20 protein-coding genes are annotated in these 14,226 nt (G+C 65.0%); 6 read left to right on the plus strand and 14 right to left on the minus strand.

All coding sequences use genetic code 11. The features are described from left to right. Positions 1-42: 42 nt before the first annotated feature. Entirely contained in the window at positions 43-951 is a 909-nt protein-coding gene (gcvA, locus tag P9217_RS09940) for a transcriptional regulator GcvA (RefSeq protein ID WP_278086096.1), read from the minus strand. A 110-nt stretch (positions 952-1,061) separates the two neighbouring features. Here gcvA and P9217_RS09945 point away from each other — a divergent pair, with 110 nt between their 5' ends. Further along, complete coding sequence (locus P9217_RS09945) at positions 1,062-1,247, plus strand: hypothetical protein (RefSeq protein ID WP_095782167.1); 186 nt, start codon at positions 1,062-1,064, stop codon at positions 1,245-1,247. Positions 1,248-1,310: 63 nt separating this feature from the next. Here the strand turns inward: P9217_RS09945 and P9217_RS09950 are convergent, their stop codons facing one another. After that, positions 1,311-2,270, minus strand: coding sequence for a sugar-binding transcriptional regulator (locus tag P9217_RS09950; RefSeq protein WP_278086095.1), 960 nt, complete (start codon positions 2,268-2,270; stop codon positions 1,311-1,313). 203 nt (positions 2,271-2,473) lie between these two features. On the opposite strand from P9217_RS09950, the gene P9217_RS09955 reads away from it, so the two are divergent. Further along, positions 2,474-3,106 carry an HAD family phosphatase gene (locus P9217_RS09955; protein ID WP_066999155.1) on the plus strand — a complete coding sequence of 211 codons (633 nt, stop codon included), beginning with the start codon at positions 2,474-2,476 and terminating at the stop codon, positions 3,104-3,106. Between the two features lie 196 nt (positions 3,107-3,302). Here P9217_RS09955 and P9217_RS09960 read toward each other — a convergent pair whose 3' ends face one another. The 7 genes from P9217_RS09960 to ureC form a co-directional block, all read right to left on the minus strand. After that, the gene (locus tag P9217_RS09960; protein WP_278086094.1) at positions 3,303-4,070 is read right to left on the minus strand and encodes a class II aldolase and adducin N-terminal domain-containing protein; all 768 of its coding nucleotides are present in this window, start codon (positions 4,068-4,070) and stop codon (positions 3,303-3,305) included. 67 nt (positions 4,071-4,137) lie between these two features. Beyond that, positions 4,138-4,770, minus strand: coding sequence for an urease accessory protein UreG (ureG, locus tag P9217_RS09965; RefSeq protein ID WP_278086093.1), 633 nt, complete (start codon positions 4,768-4,770; stop codon positions 4,138-4,140). After that, the gene (locus P9217_RS09970) at positions 4,767-5,207 is read right to left on the minus strand and encodes a DUF3995 domain-containing protein (RefSeq protein ID WP_127247898.1); all 441 of its coding nucleotides are present in this window, start codon (positions 5,205-5,207) and stop codon (positions 4,767-4,769) included. Before P9217_RS09970 ends, ureG begins: the two co-directional genes overlap by 4 nt. After that, positions 5,204-5,875 carry an urease accessory protein UreF gene (locus P9217_RS09975; protein ID WP_278086928.1) on the minus strand — a complete coding sequence of 224 codons (672 nt, stop codon included), beginning with the start codon at positions 5,873-5,875 and terminating at the stop codon, positions 5,204-5,206. Before P9217_RS09975 ends, P9217_RS09970 begins: the two co-directional genes overlap by 4 nt. Continuing rightward, a complete protein-coding gene (gene ureE / locus P9217_RS09980) occupies positions 5,868-6,446 on the minus strand; it encodes an urease accessory protein UreE (RefSeq protein WP_278086092.1) in 579 nt (192 codons plus the stop codon). The genes P9217_RS09975 and ureE overlap by 8 nt, the downstream gene beginning before the upstream one ends. Further along, on the minus strand, positions 6,443-7,048 hold the full coding sequence (locus tag P9217_RS09985) for a glutathione S-transferase family protein (RefSeq protein ID WP_278086091.1): 606 nt from the start codon (positions 7,046-7,048) through the stop codon (positions 6,443-6,445). Before P9217_RS09985 ends, ureE begins: the two co-directional genes overlap by 4 nt. Positions 7,049-7,150: 102 nt before the next feature. Further along, positions 7,151-8,866 carry an urease subunit alpha gene (gene ureC / locus P9217_RS09990; RefSeq protein WP_278086927.1) on the minus strand — a complete coding sequence of 572 codons (1,716 nt, stop codon included), beginning with the start codon at positions 8,864-8,866 and terminating at the stop codon, positions 7,151-7,153. A 164-nt stretch (positions 8,867-9,030) separates the two neighbouring features. Here ureC and P9217_RS09995 point away from each other — a divergent pair, with 164 nt between their 5' ends. Both P9217_RS09995 and P9217_RS10000 read left to right on the plus strand, forming a co-directional pair. Beyond that, positions 9,031-9,399 (plus strand): hypothetical protein, encoded by a 369-nt coding sequence (locus P9217_RS09995; protein WP_278086090.1) that lies wholly within the window; start codon positions 9,031-9,033, stop codon positions 9,397-9,399. Between the two features lie 117 nt (positions 9,400-9,516). Next, the gene (locus tag P9217_RS10000) at positions 9,517-10,035 is read left to right on the plus strand and encodes a hypothetical protein (protein ID WP_245299678.1); all 519 of its coding nucleotides are present in this window, start codon (positions 9,517-9,519) and stop codon (positions 10,033-10,035) included. A 20-nt stretch (positions 10,036-10,055) separates the two neighbouring features. Here P9217_RS10000 and P9217_RS10005 read toward each other — a convergent pair whose 3' ends face one another. The 5 genes from P9217_RS10005 to P9217_RS10025 are packed head-to-tail and all read right to left on the minus strand — an operon-like array spanning position 10,056 to position 12,436. Next, entirely contained in the window at positions 10,056-10,361 is a 306-nt protein-coding gene (locus P9217_RS10005; RefSeq protein WP_127247901.1) for an urease subunit beta, read from the minus strand. Between the two features lie 7 nt (positions 10,362-10,368). Beyond that, positions 10,369-10,962 carry a HupE/UreJ family protein gene (locus P9217_RS10010; protein WP_278086089.1) on the minus strand — a complete coding sequence of 198 codons (594 nt, stop codon included), beginning with the start codon at positions 10,960-10,962 and terminating at the stop codon, positions 10,369-10,371. Positions 10,963-10,988: 26 nt separating this feature from the next. Next, positions 10,989-11,243, minus strand: coding sequence for a DUF1272 domain-containing protein (locus P9217_RS10015; protein ID WP_066999128.1), 255 nt, complete (start codon positions 11,241-11,243; stop codon positions 10,989-10,991). A gap of 10 nt (positions 11,244-11,253) precedes the next feature. Beyond that, positions 11,254-11,556 (minus strand): urease subunit gamma, encoded by a 303-nt coding sequence (locus P9217_RS10020; protein ID WP_066999125.1) that lies wholly within the window; start codon positions 11,554-11,556, stop codon positions 11,254-11,256. A 37-nt stretch (positions 11,557-11,593) separates the two neighbouring features. Then, positions 11,594-12,436 (minus strand): urease accessory protein UreD, encoded by an 843-nt coding sequence (locus P9217_RS10025; RefSeq protein WP_278086926.1) that lies wholly within the window; start codon positions 12,434-12,436, stop codon positions 11,594-11,596. A gap of 198 nt (positions 12,437-12,634) precedes the next feature. Between P9217_RS10025 and P9217_RS10030 the strand changes: the two genes are divergently transcribed. Both P9217_RS10030 and P9217_RS10035 read left to right on the plus strand, forming a co-directional pair. Next, on the plus strand, positions 12,635-12,889 hold the full coding sequence (locus P9217_RS10030) for an acyl carrier protein (RefSeq protein WP_040975089.1): 255 nt from the start codon (positions 12,635-12,637) through the stop codon (positions 12,887-12,889). Between the two features lie 4 nt (positions 12,890-12,893). Then, positions 12,894-14,102 (plus strand): beta-ketoacyl-[acyl-carrier-protein] synthase family protein, encoded by a 1,209-nt coding sequence (locus P9217_RS10035; RefSeq protein WP_278086088.1) that lies wholly within the window; start codon positions 12,894-12,896, stop codon positions 14,100-14,102. Positions 14,103-14,226 lie beyond the last annotated feature (124 nt).

A 14,226-nucleotide genomic window follows, 5' to 3' on the forward strand; every position in this document is an offset into this window, starting at 1 on the left:
TCTGGGCGATGCGTAGCGGAGACGGCAGGCTGTGATGCCGGCCTACTGACAGGCGATCTCGGCGAGAATCCAATCGCGGAAGGCGCGGATCTTCGGCACGTTGCGCCGGGCAGTGGGATAGACCAGCCAGTAGGCGTGGCCGTCGTCGCCGACGAGGTCGAAGGGCTGGATCAGCCGGCCGTCGGCAAGCTCGTTCTTGAACAGGGCGCTGGTGACGATCGCAACACCTTGCCCGGCCATCGCGGCATTGGCCTCATAGGCCTGCGCGCCCATGCTGGTGCCGGGACGGCTGGCGAGTTCCTCCGCGGGCAGACCGGCGAGCGCGAACCATTCCTGCCACCAGATGTCGCCGGGATCGAGGATGGGGAGCTTGAGCAGGTCGGCCGGCTCCTTGACGCCGCCGATGCTCGCCGCAAGCCTGGGGCTGAGCACCGGGGTGAAGTCGGCCCTGAACAGCATATGCGTTTCCACGCCCGGCCACTTGCCGCCGCCGGAGCGGATGGCGATGTCGACGTCCTCGCGCGAGAAATCGACGACTCGGTTCGAGGTGTCGACGCGCACGGCAAGCGAGGGGTGCGCGACCTGAAAGGATCCCAGATGCTGCGCCAGCCAGTTCGAGGCGAAGGTGAGCAGGGTGGAAACGCAAAGCACGCCGTCGGCGCCGGCTCGTGCGGCCGCATAGGCGCCGCTCAGCAGCGCGAATGCCTCGCTGACAGCCGGCGCAAGACGCTGGCCGGGTTCGGTCAGCTCGATCTGCCGTGGACGGCGCAGGAACAGCGGCGCGCCGATGCGCTCTTCCAGAAGCTTGATCTGATAGCTCGCGGCGGCCTGGGTCATGCCGAGCTCCTCGGCGGCCTTGGTGAAGGAGAGGTGTCTGGCCACGGCCTCGAACACCCGAATCGCCTGCAGGGGCGGGAGCTGGACATTCTGCCGGGAGCTCAGATCGGGCATAAGGCCTCTTTATGGGTCATGATCGACGTTTGATTGGAAGCACGTGCCGATCAGCCCGATATTTGGGGTCGACGATCACTCCAGTTCAAGCATAGCGAAGGCTGACGATCATGACCCCGATGCAGGAAAAACTCGATTCGACCCCGATACATGGATGGATTTCGCTGCTGGCGCGGGAATTCTCGTGGTTCGCCAGCCGCAGGCGCGGCTATGTCGATGTCCGAGAACTGTCGGAGCACCTGCAGCGGGACATGGGCTTCCTCGATGGCAACGATCCGCATGGACGCTACAAATAGCCGGGTTTCTTTTTATCGCCAACGGCTCGTCGCGTCAGATTCGGCCCGAGCCCAGCATCACGATCACGCGCCGCCGAGCAGGGCGGTGGCTGTCCGTTCGTCGGTGATGAGGCCGTTGACCAAACGCCGGTTCACGGCGGCGAGGATGCCCGGCAGCTTGCGCTCGCCCATGGCAAGCGCGATGACCAAGGACTTCTCGCGTGACGGCAAGGCGGCGGACGAAACGCGGTCGTTGGTGATGCCTTCGATCATGCGGCCTTCGCGGTCGAAAACCCAGCCGACGATCTCGGCGACGCCGCCGGCTTTCTGCAGCGCCTTCAGTTCCCTCTCTGAGATGAAGCCGTCCTCATAGAGCGGCGCCTTCGGGCCGAGATCGCCGATGCCGACGAATGTGACGTCGGCCTCCGCGGCCAGCGCCAGCGTCGGCTGGATCATCGGCTGGCTGAGCAGCATGTCGCGCTCTTCCGGCGAGGAGGCGATGACCGGCAGCGGCATCGGGAAGGAGCGCGCCTTGACCCGATCGGCCATGGTGAAGATGACGTTGTAGAAGGCGGCCGAGCCGTCGGGCGAGATGTTGCCGGTCAAGGACACCACCTTGTGCTGCGGGCACTCCATCGGCGGCAACAGCTCGATCGCCGCCTTCAGGGTGCGCCCGGTGCCGATGGCCATGACGATGGGGGCGGCGGAGCGCAGCCGCCGCTCGATTTCGGCAGCCGCCGCCTCGGCGACGCCGATCGTCGTCGAGGACGAGGTCGGATCGCTCGGCACCACCTCGACGAGATCGAGCGCGAAACGCGACTTCAGCCGCGCGGCAAGGTCGAGGCAATTGGCGATCGGATGATCGACGCGGACCTTGATCAGCCCTTCCGACATCGCCAGCGAGACGAGCCGCTGCGCCGTCTGCCTGGAAATACCGAGCTTGGCGGCGATCTGATCCTGGGTGTTGCCGGCAACATAGTAGAGCCAGCCGGCCCGCGCGGCGTCGTCCAACCTGGTGCTGCCGGTTTCCTGTCGCGCGTTCACATTCTGCCTCCCCAAGCCCGACAATAGCGGGCCCTCTAGATTACAGCGAAAGCGGCCCTGCGCAATTGTCAAGTTGAAAGAGCAATTGCTTGCGCCGCTGCCGACCAAGGTTGGCCCTGTTCGCACTCGCTTCAAGCATTTGCCGGGAGAGCGGTTTATCTCTGACCGGAAACCCATTAAGGGATCGGCAAAAGGAGCCTTGCATGACGCCGAAAGCGGTTTTCTGGGACATGGACGGCACGCTGGTCGACAGCGAGCCGCTGCACGAGGCAGCACTTGTGGCCGCTTTGCGCAGCGTCGGCATCACGCCGCCGACCGACCTGCACGAACGCGTGCTGGGCGTCGCGGCATGGCCGGTCTACGAAATGCTGCGCGACCAGTTCGGCCTCGACCTGCACTTCGATGACTGGATCGTGCGCAAATACGACCACTATCTGCCGATGGCCGAGACGCTCAAGCCGCGGCCCGGCGCGATCGAGGTGTTCAACCAATTGCGCGCGCTAGGCGTCGAGCAGGCGGTGGTGTCCAATTCCGACCGGCTGATCGTCGACGCCAATCTCGGCGCGGTCGGTCTCGTCTATCCCGGCATGCACACGGTGAGCCGAAACGACGTACGCCAAGGCAAGCCGCATGCGGAACCCTTCCTGCGCGCGGCTTATCTCGCCGGCGTCGATCCGGCCGACGCGGTCGCGGTCGACGACAGCCGCACCGGCGCGATGGCCGGCCTGGCTGCCGGCATGAAGACGATTTTCTGGCCGGAAGCGCCGATGGAAGGGCCGCCCGGCGCAATCGTCATCAACAGCGCCGAGGAACTGCGGGCGCAATTGGGTCTCTGAATAGACTTTCCAGGCCTCGACGCTGCCCCTCATCCGCCTGCCGGCACCTTCTCCCGGTGACTACGGGGAGAAGGGACACGCTCCGACGCTGCGATTTCCCTCTCTCCGTGCTTCACGGGGAGAGTGTGAGGGGCAGCGCCCGGCTTCGAAAATAAGCGAAAGCCAAGCCTCCAGCGTCAACCCACAACCGCGGGGCTCAGTTCCTGTAGACCGGCTCTTCCTCGTCGAGGATTGCCTTCAGCTCCGCAAGGTGGCGCTCGGCCTGGCCGGGATAGTCGTCCATCTCGCTCGCCGTCTTTTCCGCGATCTCATCGGAGAGCGTGCGCAGCGGCCGACCGGTCCACAGCGCCTTGATGTAGTTCTCGGCGGCACGCTCGAAATAGAACATGCGATTGAAGGTGTCGGCGACAGAATCCCCGATGACCATCACGCCGTGATTGCCCATGACCATCACCTTGACCTTGGGATCGACGAGCAGTCTCGAGCAGCGCTCGCCCTCCTCTTCGAAGGCCAGCCCGCCATAATGAGGGTCCACGACATGACGGTTGAAGAACATGGCCGAGTTCTGGTCGATCGGCGGCAAGGTGGAGTCGGCCAGCGAGGCAAGCACCGTGGCGTGGATCGAATGCACGTGCATGGCGCAGCGCGCATGCGGCACGTTGCGGTGGATGGCGCCGTGCAGGCCCCAAGCCGTGGGGTCGGGCGCGTTGGGGCCGGAGAGCGTGTCGGGATCGTTGGCGTCGATCAAAAGCAGATCGCTCGCCTTGATACGCGAGAAATGCACCTGGTTCGGGTTCATCAGGAACTTCGTGCCGTCCTCGTTGACCGACAGCGAGAAATGATTGGCGACCGCCTCATGCATGTTGAGCCGCGCCGTCCAGCGGAAGGCGGCGGCGAGATCGACCCGCTCCTCGTAATAAGGCAGGTTGGTCAGCGTTTCCTTCTGCAGACGGGCAAGGCTCATCGAAAATCCTCCGGTTTGGGCCGAGCATGCCGTGCATGGCGGCTGCCAGCAACCGCAAACTGATGGGTCAGGCGGCAGGCCGTGCCGATTGCAGCCCCCCCAGCTCGACGATGAACTCGAGCACTTCCTGCAGGCCTTTGCCGCGCGACAGATCGGTGAAGCCGAAAGGCCGCTTGCCGCGCATGCGGGCGGTATCCGCCTCCATGACGTCGAGGTTGACGTTCACATAGGGCGCCAGATCGCTCTTGTTGATGACGAGGAAGTCTGAGCGGGTGATGGCCGGGCCGCCCTTGCGCGGTATCTCCTCGCCCTGGCAGACCGAAATGACATAGAGGGTCAGATCGGCAAGGTCCGGCGAGAAGGTGGCGGCGAGATTGTCGCCGCCGGATTCGATGAAGACGATGTCGAGGTCGGGGAATTTGCGGTTCAACTCGGCGATCGCCCGCAGGTTGATCGAGGCGTCCTCGCGGATGGCCGTGTGCGGACAGCCGCCGGTCTCCACGCCGACGATGCGCTCCTCCGGCAGCGCCTGCAGGCGCGCCAGCATCATGGCGTCTTCCTTGGTGTAGATGTCGTTGGTGACGACGGCGATCGAGAACCTGTCGCGCAGTGCCTTGCAGAGCTTTTCGGTGAGCGTCGTCTTGCCGGAACCGACGGGACCGCCGATACCGATGCGCAGGGGACCATTGGCTTGGCTCATGCCGGAAACTCCGTGATGGCGAGGATTGCGAAGCCCAGCCCGATCAACAGGCAGAGCGGCGAGTAGAGGCGCTGGTCGAGCCGTGCGAAAGGCTGCTCCGGCGTCAGCCCGCGCCACCAAGGCGTGAAGCCGGCGATGCCTCGCCCGAAGAAGACGATGCCGAAGAGCAGCGCGGTAGCGGCAAGGCCCTGCCTGGGAAAGGGCGAGGCGAAGACGCCTTCAAGGGCCAGCGGCCATAGCGTCGCAAGCGCCAGGCACGCGGCGACGGCAAAGCTCGCGACGGGCGAGGGCATGTCGTCGACGCCGCGAAAGCCGACGACGGCACGGGCGCAGGATTTCGCGTCCTTTCCCGGCCAGATGCCGCCTATGCCCCAATAGACATGCAGCGTGGTGATCAGCAGCAGGATGAGGGAGAGGACAAAGGCAAGTATGATCATGAGCGGAACAGACGCGAATATTGGGTTTCGTGCTTCATCGCCGCAATGTCGGATATCAAGGCCGAGCCGCCGAGGTCATCGAGCGTGGAGTTCGCGGCGCGAGCAGCTGTCGCGAGCGCCAACGGTTCGAAGCCGGCTAACAAAGCGGTGGCATCGACCTGTCCTACAACGCCGAGCCGGATAGCGGCCTGCACGAGGTTGGAGAAGAAGGCCTGCAGGAAGGCCGACAGCGCGTCCGCCAAGCCGATGCCATCGCTGCCAGCGATCGCGCCGACAGCGACGCAATAGGGGCAATCCGCAGGCAGGCGCTCGAGCGCATGACAAGGCCAGGCAGAGGCGGCTTTTTGGAAGGCGGCGCCTTGGAGCATGGTTTCCATGTGACGCTGCTGCGATCCGGCAAGCGCCTCGGCAAGCGCGGCGACTTCCGCGATATCGCCGCCGTCATGCGCGCGCCGCCAGCTTTCGGCAAAGAGCACCGCATCGTTCCAGCCCGAGCCCATCTCGACCAGCGTCTCCAGCCACTCGGCGAGATCCCGGCGATCGGCGACAAGTCCGTCATGCACGGCCCTTTCGAGGCCATGACTGTAGGAGAAGCCGCCGACCGGAAAGGACGGCGACAGCCAGGCCATCAGCCGCAGCAGTGCGGTACCGGACGGCTGGTCAGTCATGGTGATGGTGGTGATCGTGGTCGTGGTCATGATGGCCATGCGCGTGATCATGATCGTGATGGTCGTGGCCGTGATGATCATGCGCATGGCCATGGTCGTGGCCATGTCCGGAATAGGCGCCGCGCACGGGACTGAACGGTTCCAGCACCTCGCTGACCGTGGCGCCGAGCCCTTCCAGCATCGCCTTGATGACATGGTCGCGCAGGATGAGGATACGGTCCGCCTCGATTGCCGCCGCGAGGTGGCGGTTGCCGATATGCCAGGCAAGCTCGGTGAGATGCACGGTGTCGCGGGCGCGGATGTCGTAGACCTCTTCGGGCGCGGCGACGATCTCGAGCTGGCGGCCGTCCTCCAGCACCAGCCGGTCGCCATTGCCGAGAGCCACCGGCTCGGGCAGATCGACCAACAGCCTGTCGCCGCCGTCGGTTTCGATGGCGCGACGGCGCAAATGCCGCTCGTCATGCGGCAAGATGGCCTTGTCGAAAGGTGTCGCCGCTCCGCCCTCGCCGGCCGGGAGCACCGAGACGGCGCGCGGAAATTTGGTGAAATCGGTGTTGATGTTGAGCTTCATTTCATGGCTCCGCCATTGGCTTGCGCCCGCGCCCGGGCGGGTCGCGACAGCACGCGATCGAAATAGGCGTTGACGCGATCTGAGTCGACCGAGAACCGGCCGGCGCGCGCCCAACCACCCATATCGCCGAGCAGAACGTCGACGGCGGAAAAGCGGTCGCCGAGCGCAAAAGGCTTGTCGCCGAGCCGGCGGTCTAGTGCCTTGACTTCCGAAGCGAAATCATGGGCGGCGGCAGGGCCGACATCGACGCACAGCTCCCTGGGCAGGATGAAGCGGTGGCGCAATTTGTTCCAGAGCGGCGCCTCGAACTCGCTCTGCGCGAAATGCATCCAAGAATCCAACTCGGCGCGGCCGGCGAGCCCGGGATCGGCGCCCATTCCCTTATCGGCATGCTTGTGCGCCAGATAGACGCAGATCGCCGCCGAATCAGTGATCGTCAGCTCGCCGTCGATCAGGATCGGCACCTTGCCGGAAGGGTTCAGCGCATAGGTCTCGGGCGAGCGCAGCTTCACCTCTACGAACTCATAGGATTGCCCGAGCTCCTCGAGCATCCAGAGCACGCGGCTGACCCGGGAACCTCGTGATCCGACGGCCTTGTACATGGTTCGAATCCTGCCTTTTCCCGGAGCCTAGACCATCCAAGCCATCAGCCCAATGACGATCAGGCGATGAGGTCGAAGAGCCGCAGGAATGAAATCCGGTAGCTAAAACAGAAAATACCGCTGCGCCATCGGCAGCACCGTCGCCGGCTCGCAAGTCAAGAGCTCGCCGTCGGCGCGCACCTCATAGGTTTCAGGGTCGACCTCGACATGCGGCGTGGCGTCGTTGAGCACCATCGAATGCTTGCCGATGCCGCCGCGCGTGTTCTCGACCGCGACCACCGCCTTCTCTACGCCAAGCCTGCCCTGCAAGCCGGCATCAAAAGCCGCCTTGGAGACGAAGGTGACCGAGGAGTTGGTCAGCGCCTTGCCGTAGGCGCCGAACATCGGCCGGTAGTGCATCGGCTGCGGCGTCGGGATCGATGCGTTGGGATCGCCCATCGGGGCGGCGGCGATTGTGCCGCCTACCAGCACCATCTCCGGCTTCACGCCGAAGAAGGCCGGGTTCCACAGCACGAGATCAGCGCGTTTCCCGGCCGTCACGGAGCCGATCTCCTTCGACAGGCCATGCGCGATCGCCGGGTTGATGGTGTATTTGGCGATATAGCGGCGAACCCGGAAATTGTCGTTGTCGCCCGTCTCCTCAGCCAGCGCGCCGCGCTGGCGCTTCATCTTGTCGGCGGTCTGCCAGCAGCGGATGCCCACTTCGCCGACGCGGCCCATGGCCTGGCTGTCGGAGGAGATGATCGAGAAGGCGCCGATGTCGTGCAGGATGTCCTCGGCCGCGATCGTCTCCTTGCGGATGCGGCTTTCGGCAAAGGCGATGTCCTCGGGAATCGACGGCGACAAATGATGGCAAACCATCAGCATGTCGAGATGCTCGGCCAGGGTGTTGACCGTGTAAGGCCGCGTCGGGTTGGTCGATGACGGGATGACGTTGGGCAGGCCGCAGACCTTGATGATATCGGGCGCATGGCCGCCGCCGGCGCCCTCGGTATGAAAGGCGTGAATGGTGCGGCCCTTGATCGCTGCAACCGTGTTCTCGACAAACCCGGACTCATTCAGCGTGTCGGTGTGGATCATCACCTGCACGTCATAGTCGTCGGCGACCGAAAGGCAGCAGTCGATCGCGGCCGGCGTCGTGCCCCAATCCTCATGCAGCTTCAGCGAGCAGGCGCCGGCGAGCACCATTTCCTCCAGCGCTGCCGGCTTTGAGGCATTGCCCTTGCCGGACAGCCCGATATTCATCGGGAAAGCGTCGAAAGACTGGATCATGCGCGCCATGTGCCAGGGGCCGGGCGTGCAGGTGGTGGCCAAGGTGCCATGCGCCGGACCGGTGCCGCCGCCGAGCATCGTGGTGATGCCGCTCATCAGCGCTTCCTCGATCTGCTGCGGGCAGATGAAGTGGATATGCGCGTCGAAGCCGCCGGCCGTCAGGATCTTGCCTTCGCCGGCGATGATCTCGGTGCCCGGACCGATGATGATGGTGACGCCATCCTGGGTGTCCGGATTGCCTGCCTTGCCGATCGCGGCGATGCGACCGTCCTTCAGGCCGATATCGGCCTTGACGATCCCGGCGAGCGCGTCGACGACCAGCGCGTTGGTGATGACGGTGTCGACGGCGCCGCCCGCCCTAGATACCTGGCTCTGGCCCATGCCGTCGCGGATGACCTTGCCGCCGCCGAATTTCACTTCCTCGCCATGGACGGTAAAATCCTTCTCGACCTCGATAAAGAGCTGGGTGTCGGCAAGCCGCACCTTGTCGCCGACCGTGGGGCCGTACATCTGCGCATAGGCGGCACGGGAAATTCTTGCCATCAGCGATTGCTCCCAAAAGCGAGTTTGTGTGGGCGCGGAGCGCACATTGTCGCCATCCAATGGTCATGCAATGACCCGCTCGACGACACCTTCCGATCCCATTTGGCGGTTGAGGTGACCGAGTCAGCCCAAAACGACCGTTTTCCAAACCGAGGGAAGGAATATCCATGCGAAAGACGATACTTTTCGCGGCCGCCGCCAGCTTGATGATGGCGGGTGCGGCCGGCGCGCAGCAGCCCGCGCCGCAGCCGAGCCCGGCGCCTGCGGCACCTGCTGCCGCCGCGCCCAAGGCGCCGACGATCGAGAGCGTCAGCATCGTCGATATTACGGAACTGCCAAAGGACACGCAGACGCAGGTCAATCAGATCGTCGCCCAACGCGGCGACGCCGGCCTGCAGGCCCTGCGCAAATCGATCGACGCGACACCCAAGGTGAAGTCCGCGCTCGAAGCCAAGGGAATGAGCTCGGCGCAGGTGATCGCCGCCAGCCTGCAGCCCAATGGCGCGCTGACGCTGATCACCAAGAAGGCGAGCTGACGACCAACGCTGGCGGGCCGGTTGCAGGCCCGTCAGCATCATCGCGAACGGAACCTCCCGCAAACAAGACTCGTTTCGCCTTTTTCGCCCCCCCACAAGTTCAACCAGGAGCGAGCGATGGCGAGCGCCCCGTGCCCCGGAACAGGATTTCCAGCCCTTGTCTTTCCAGCCCTTGTGGTGGCCATGCTTCTCGTGGTCGCCGCCCCAGCGTTCCCCGCGCAGCCGGCGGACGGCAAGCCGCCACTGGACAGCACCAAGCCGGGCGCGACGATCGTCGATTCCGATGTGCGGCAGGAGGAGGCGCTGTCGAAGACGGAGGCCGGCAAGGTCATCACCGCCATCGACCGCACGCGCGACAATATCGGCACCGTGCGCAAGACGACCAAGCTGGATACCGTCGATATCGTTTTCCTGACGGATGCCGCGCGCAGCGAAGGCGGGCCGCCGCCTGCGATCGAGAACAAGGTAAAGCAGCATCAGGAAGACGTCGCGGAGCTGCGGCAGGAGATCGAAGCGAACGCCCTGCTCTTCAACGCCATCGATTCGCGGCGCGTGCAGGCCGAGGACGTGCTTGCCGTCGAGTTCGACAATCCCGGGAAGGTCGTCATCTACGCGGCCGCCAAGCCGCCGAAGTGATTTGAGCGCGCCGCCACGCCTCACAGCTTGCCCATCACCTTCTGTTGAAATCCATAGACCTCGCGCCTGCCGCCGAGCGGCACCAGCGTGACGTCACGTTCCTGGCCCGGCTCGAAGCGCATGGCCGTGCCGGCGGCGATGTCGAGCCGCATGCCGCGGGCGCGTTCGCGGTCGAATTTCAGGCCCTCATTGGTCTCGAAGAAATGATAGTGGCTGCCGACCTGGATCGGACGGTCGCCGCTGTTGGCGACCTTGAGCATCACCGTCGGCAGGCCCTTGTTCAGCTCGATGTCGCCCTTTGCCGTGATGACTTCGCCGGGGATCATCGCAGCCTCACAGCACGCCGAAGGCAAGGCCCGCGCCGACCGTCGCGCAGGCGGCGCCGGCAAGACGCGCCAGGGCGCGGAAGCGGAGCCCAAGTCCGAGCGCGGCCGCGATGCCGATGCCATGAAGAAGCGCCGTCGCCACGGCGAAACCCGCCATATATTCGAGGCCGCCGGCATTCTCCGGCACTTCAGTGCCATGCGCATGGCCGTGGAACAGGGCGAACAGGCCGATGATGGCCACACCCGCCGAGACCGGCAGGTCGACCGCCAGCGCCACCAGCAACCCGAGGGCAACGACCGAAGCGAGGATACCCGGCTCGACGAAAGGCACCGGCACCTGCAGCATGCCGAGTGCTGCGCCCGCCACCATCACGCCGACAAAGGCGAGCGGCCATGCCCACACCGCCTTGCCGCCTTTCATCGCCGCCCACAGGCCGACCGCGATCATGACGGTCATATGGTCGAGGCCCGACAGCGGGTGCATGAAGCCCGCCGTGAGGGACGAGGTCGTGCCGACGCCGACATGGGCGTAAGCCGGCATCGCCGCCGCCAGGAAGAGGATCGCGGCAAGTGCGGTGCGTTTCGTCGAAGCGGAAGTCATGGGCGGGTCCTTTTCGAATTGCCGACTCAGGCGGCCTTGCGGGGGCCGCAGCCCCCGGCCTTGAGCACGCGTTTGGTCGAGGCCGGGTATTTCTTCAACTTTGCCGCCGGCCGGATCGGCCGCGGCGCGAAATTGCCGCCGCAGTTCGGGCAGACGCCGCCGAGAACATCTTGCGCACAATCGGCGCAGAAGGTGCATTCGAAGGTGCAGATCAGCGCATCCGCCGCCTCGGGCGGCAGATCCTTGTCGCAGCATTCGCAATTGGGTCTGAGTTCCAGCATCGGATCCTCCTCACCGGATCGGTTCGTGCACGGTCACCAGCTTGGTGCCGTCGGGAAATGTCGCCTCGACCTGGACGTCGTGGATCATCTCGGCAATGCCGTCCATGACCTGGGCCCGCGTGACGACATGGGCGCCGGCCTCCATCAGCTCGGCCACCGAGCGGCCGTCGCGGGCGCCCTCGACGACGAAATCGGTGATCAGCGCGATCGCCTCGGGGTGGTTGAGCTTGACGCCGCGTTCCATTCGCTTGCGCGCCACGATCGCCGCCATGGCGATCAGCAGCTTGTCCTTTTCACGCGGCGTCAGGTTCATGCGTCTTCTCGGTACTCACGATCAAAGTAGTCGAAGGTCAAAGTGACCATAATTTGGGCAGGCCAGCCCGTCCGTTGAGCAGCTCGACGAGCGGAACCAGCCGCTTGCGGAGCTGGTAGCCGTCGCCGGCGGTGAGCCTCGCAAGAAGCTTGCCAGATTGCCCGACGCTCCAGAAACTGGCGCCACCCTGATCACCGATGATCGCGCGGGCAGGCTCCAGCAGGGTTTCCGCACGCGGGGAGACGAGAAGCATCGTTGCAATTGCAAGCGCGCCACTGGCCACGGCCTGGCGCTGGAGCCCGGCCGCGATATCCGGGCCGATGCGAAAGTCCTCGGCGTGGATGAGCCTGCCACCCTGGCGAACCCGCCAGCGGTCATGGAAATTGCCCAGGACCGTCCGTTCGCCCATCGCAAGCCGGCCGAATAGCATCGCCTCCAGGAGCAGCGCCTCGGCCTCGACCGCCAGCTCGACATGCAGCGCGCGGGCAAAGGCTGCGCGGTTGAAAACGATGGTTTCCTGCGGCAGCCAGGCAATGCGGCCGCCGGCGCCAACCGTGAGGCTGACCTTCGTCTCGGCCCGGTCGGATGCGGCGCGATAGATCTTCTCGCAGGCCTGGGTGGTGATCGATGCCGAGGCGCCCTCGCCGACCTCGATCTCCCAGCCAAGCCGGTCGCCGCCGGTCAGCCCACCGGCCGTGTTGATCAGCACGGCCTCGAGCGGGTCGCCTTGCACCGCCGGCATGCGAATCTTCGCCGATCCGTCCTGATAGAGACGTTGAAGGCGGGTCCTGCCGCCGCTCTTGCCGCAGAAAAGCCTGCCTCGCCCGGCAACACGTTGCGCGGCAGGCAGCGAAATCAGGATATCGTCGATCGTGTCCACGGCGCCAACGTTAAGCACTCCACCGGCTTTGTCGATATATAGCTTGTTGCTTGACATCGTTTCGGTTTCTATAGAGGGAGCCACCTTGGAGCGGTCACGCGGATTCCTGGCGAGGTAAGGGGCGACGACGTTTGTGAATCCGGTGACACAGGGGGCGCTGATCAGTTGGCGTCGGAAAACGACAGGGGAAGGAACCGAATGGCTGACCAGCTGACGACCGAAATCATCGAAAAGATCAAAGCGCATGCCGAACCTGGCGGCGAAGAAATCACGCCGAGCACGGATCTCAACACGCTGGGGATCCATTCGCTGGAGTTGACCGAGATCATCTTCGATCTCGAGGAGAAGTACGGCATCGAGATCGAGATGAACACGGTCGACGCCTGGAGTAACCTCAAGAACGTCGGCGACATGGTCGAGGCGGTTCGCGAACTGATCGCGAAAAAAGCCTGACTGCATGCTCAAGCGCGTCGTCATCACCGGCATTGGCGGAATATGCGGGCTCGGCACCGATGTGCCGGCGATCTGGGACGCCATGCGCGCCGGCCGCTCGGCAATCGGCCCGATCGACAATCCTTCGCTGCATGACCTGAAGGTCAAGGTCGGTTCCGAAATCAAGGCGTTGCCCGATCACGGCATCGACCGCAAGCAGGTGGTGTCGATGGACCGCTTCAGCCTGCTGGCGGTGATCGCCGCACGCGAAGCGATGCGGCAGTCCGGACTCGTCGCGCATACCGACAACACCTATCGGATGGGTGCCGTTGTCGGCGTCGGCGTCGCCGGCTTCGAGACGATCGAGGAAAATTACCGCGCGATCCTGATCGAGGGGCGCAACCGCGCCGCTATCTTCACCGTGCCGAAGGTTATGCCGGGCGCGGCCGCCGGCCAGGTCAGCATGAGTCTCGGCCTGCGCGGACCCGTGTTCGGCGTCACTTCGGCCTGCGCGTCGGCCAATCATGCCATCGCCTCGGCCGTCGACCAGATTCGGCTCGGCCGCGCCGACGTCATGGTCGCCGGCGGCACCGAGGCGCCGCTGGTCTGGGGCGTGCTCAAGGGCTGGGAGGCGCTGCGCGTGCTCTCGCCCGACACCTGCCGGCCGTTCTCTGCCGACCGCCAGGGCCTGTCGCTCGGCGAAGGCGCCGGTATGGCGGTGCTGGAAAGCTACGACCACGCAATGGCGCGCGGCGCCACTATCCTTGCCGAGATCGCCGGCGCGGGCCTCTCGGCCGATGCCTCCGACATCGTCGCGCCGACCGTCGAGGGACCGGAAGCGGCGATGCGCTTCTGCCTGGTGGATGCAGGGCTCAATCCCGAGGACGTCGACTATCTCAATGCGCATGGCACCGGCACCAAGGCCAACGACCAGATCGAGACCGCGGCGATCAAACGCGTCTTCGGCGAGCACGTGAGCGCACTCTCGGTCTCCTCGACCAAGTCGATGCATGCGCATTGCCTTGGCGCCTCGGGCGGGCTGGAGATGATCGCCTGCGTCATGGCGATCCGCGACGCCATCGTGCCGCCGACTGTCAATTTCCGCGAGCCAGACCCTGAATGCGATCTCGACGTGACGCCGAATGTGGCGCGCGAGCGCAAGGTGCGCGCAGCGCTGAGCAACAGTTTTGCCTTCGGCGGCACCAATGCCGTGCTGGCCTTCAAGGCGATCTGAGACGGGCGATCTGAGATGGGCGACCCGACGCGGGCGCTCGCCGGCGCCGGACGCGTTCCCATCCTTGCGGGTGCCGGTTGACTGACCGTCCATGGGGGGCGATTGCCGGCCATATTGATCCCAG

Source organism: Mesorhizobium sp. WSM4989 (genome assembly GCF_029625795.1).
Taxonomy (GTDB): domain Bacteria; phylum Pseudomonadota; class Alphaproteobacteria; order Rhizobiales; family Rhizobiaceae; genus Mesorhizobium.

What these genes read in the sequence shown, in the direction of transcription:
- P9217_RS10015 (WP_066999128.1), bottom strand. Translation starts at nt 11,243, where the DNA reads ATGCTGGAACTCAGACCCAATTGCGAATGCTGCGACAAGGATCTGCCG.
- P9217_RS10020 (WP_066999125.1), bottom strand. Translation starts at nt 11,556, where the DNA reads ATGAACCTGACGCCGCGTGAAAAGGACAAGCTGCTGATCGCCATGGCG.
- P9217_RS10035 (WP_278086088.1), top strand. Translation starts at nt 12,894, where the DNA reads ATGCTCAAGCGCGTCGTCATCACCGGCATTGGCGGAATATGCGGGCTC.
- P9217_RS09985 (WP_278086091.1), bottom strand. Translation starts at nt 7,048, where the DNA reads ATGTACAAGGCCGTCGGATCACGAGGTTCCCGGGTCAGCCGCGTGCTC.
- P9217_RS09960 (WP_278086094.1), bottom strand. Translation starts at nt 4,070, where the DNA reads ATGAGCCTTGCCCGTCTGCAGAAGGAAACGCTGACCAACCTGCCTTAT.
- ureG (WP_278086093.1), bottom strand. Translation starts at nt 4,770, where the DNA reads ATGAGCCAAGCCAATGGTCCCCTGCGCATCGGTATCGGCGGTCCCGTC.
- P9217_RS09970 (WP_127247898.1), bottom strand. Translation starts at nt 5,207, where the DNA reads ATGATCATACTTGCCTTTGTCCTCTCCCTCATCCTGCTGCTGATCACC.
- P9217_RS10030 (WP_040975089.1), top strand. Translation starts at nt 12,635, where the DNA reads ATGGCTGACCAGCTGACGACCGAAATCATCGAAAAGATCAAAGCGCAT.
- P9217_RS10005 (WP_127247901.1), bottom strand. Translation starts at nt 10,361, where the DNA reads ATGATCCCCGGCGAAGTCATCACGGCAAAGGGCGACATCGAGCTGAAC.
- P9217_RS09945 (WP_095782167.1), top strand. Translation starts at nt 1,062, where the DNA reads ATGACCCCGATGCAGGAAAAACTCGATTCGACCCCGATACATGGATGG.
- P9217_RS09975 (WP_278086928.1), bottom strand. Translation starts at nt 5,875, where the DNA reads ATGACTGACCAGCCGTCCGGTACCGCACTGCTGCGGCTGATGGCCTGG.
- P9217_RS09995 (WP_278086090.1), top strand. Translation starts at nt 9,031, where the DNA reads ATGCGAAAGACGATACTTTTCGCGGCCGCCGCCAGCTTGATGATGGCG.
- P9217_RS10000 (WP_245299678.1), top strand. Translation starts at nt 9,517, where the DNA reads ATGGCGAGCGCCCCGTGCCCCGGAACAGGATTTCCAGCCCTTGTCTTT.
- gcvA (WP_278086096.1), bottom strand. Translation starts at nt 951, where the DNA reads ATGCCCGATCTGAGCTCCCGGCAGAATGTCCAGCTCCCGCCCCTGCAG.
- P9217_RS09955 (WP_066999155.1), top strand. Translation starts at nt 2,474, where the DNA reads ATGACGCCGAAAGCGGTTTTCTGGGACATGGACGGCACGCTGGTCGAC.
- P9217_RS10010 (WP_278086089.1), bottom strand. Translation starts at nt 10,962, where the DNA reads ATGACTTCCGCTTCGACGAAACGCACCGCACTTGCCGCGATCCTCTTC.
- ureE (WP_278086092.1), bottom strand. Translation starts at nt 6,446, where the DNA reads ATGAAGCTCAACATCAACACCGATTTCACCAAATTTCCGCGCGCCGTC.